Raw genomic sequence first — 1,280 nt, 5'->3', positions numbered from 1 at the left:
GGCGTGTGGCGTGTGGCGTGTGGCGTGTGGCGTGTGGCGTGTGGCGTGTGGCGTGTGGCGTGTGGCGTGTGGCGTGTGGCGTGTGGCGTGTGGCGCGTGGCTCCCCGCTTGCGGCACGGCATCACGCGCTGCCGCCCCGGCGGCTCACTGCTCGCGCAGCCACGCCGCGCCGAGCGGCCACAGCGCGCGATTATCGTCGCGAAAATAGCCGAAGTGACCGATCGCATGCTGCCGGCGGTCCGGCGAAATCTCGCGGTGCTCGATCTGCGCGCTCGAATAGAGCCGATGCAGCGCCTGCACCGCGGCGGGCGGCGCCATCCAGTCGTCGCTGACCGTGTACGCGAGAATCCGGCCGCGATAATCGCGGAAATGCTCGCGCAGCGGACGGCCCGCGCCGTCGATCAGATAGTCGGGATGGCGGCTCCAGCGCGCCCATTCGCGCATCACGCCCGACGGCAGGTCGGCGCCGCCGCCCAGGCCGAGGCGTCGCGCCGGCAGATGCGACAGCACGCCGCCCAGCGCCGGCACGACGCCGAACCACAGCGCCGCGAGCAGCGGCCGGCGCGGCCACGGCCATAGCCGCCAGTAGCCGCTCGGGCAGCAGATCGACAGCAGCGCCGCCGCACGGCCGTTGTTGTGCGCGAGGCCGAACATCTGCCCGCCGACGCTGTGCCCCACCGCGAGCAGCCGATGCGACGGCGCGCGCGCGGCGAGATGGTCGAGCGCGCCGGGCAGATCGGCTTCGCCCCAGTCGCGCAGCGTCGCCGTGTCGGCTTCGGCCGGCGGCTTGCGCGAATCGCCGACGCCGCGATAGTCGTAGGTCAGCACGGTGAAGCCGTCGCCGGCCAGGAAGCGCGCGTAGCGCTCGTAGAAGCCGCGCGGCACGCCGAGCGCGCCGTTCACGAGCACGCTGCGCCCGTTGCTCGCACCCGGCGTGCCCGGCGCATGGAAAGTCCCCGTCAACAGTCGGCCGTCCAGCGCGGCAAACCGTGTCGTCTCGGCCGTGATCTGCGGTCGTTCGTGCATCGACATCCTCGCTATCGAGCGGCTATTGTGCAAGCGAACGCGATTGCCCGCCAGCCGCCCTCCGCTTCGACGGCGGCGCGGCCGCGCGAGGCGGAACCGGTTGCGGCGGTCTTGCCGGCCTTGTCCGCTTTTTCGGTCGTGCCGGTCTGACCGGCTCGGCGAAGTCGGCGAAGTCGGCGAAGTCGGCGAAGTCGGCGAAGTCGGCGAAGTCGGCGAAGTCGGCGAAGTCGGCGAAGTCGGCGAAGTCGGCGAAG

Annotated in this window: 1 protein-coding gene and 1 pseudogene; both read right to left on the bottom strand. The window is 72.1% G+C overall.

The features are described 5' to 3' along the window. Positions 1 to 144 precede the first annotated feature (144 nt). A complete protein-coding gene (locus X946_RS05895; protein ID WP_038744856.1) occupies positions 145 to 1,026 on the bottom strand; it encodes an alpha/beta hydrolase family protein in 882 nt (293 codons plus the stop codon). An 11-nt stretch (positions 1,027 to 1,037) separates the two neighbouring features. Continuing rightward, a pseudogene (locus X946_RS34975) lies at positions 1,038 to 1,280 on the bottom strand (hypothetical protein); the annotation flags it as partial.

This window comes from Burkholderia sp. ABCPW 111 (assembly GCF_000773065.1).
Taxonomy (GTDB): domain Bacteria; phylum Pseudomonadota; class Gammaproteobacteria; order Burkholderiales; family Burkholderiaceae; genus Burkholderia; species Burkholderia savannae.
Note: the sequence above shows the minus strand (reverse complement) of the source record. Positions and strands in the feature narration are given on the sequence as shown.

Coding starts and splice junctions, on each gene's coding strand:
- X946_RS05895 (WP_038744856.1), bottom strand. CDS start 1,026: ATGCACGAACGACCGCAGATCACGGCCGAGACGACACGGTTTGCCGCG.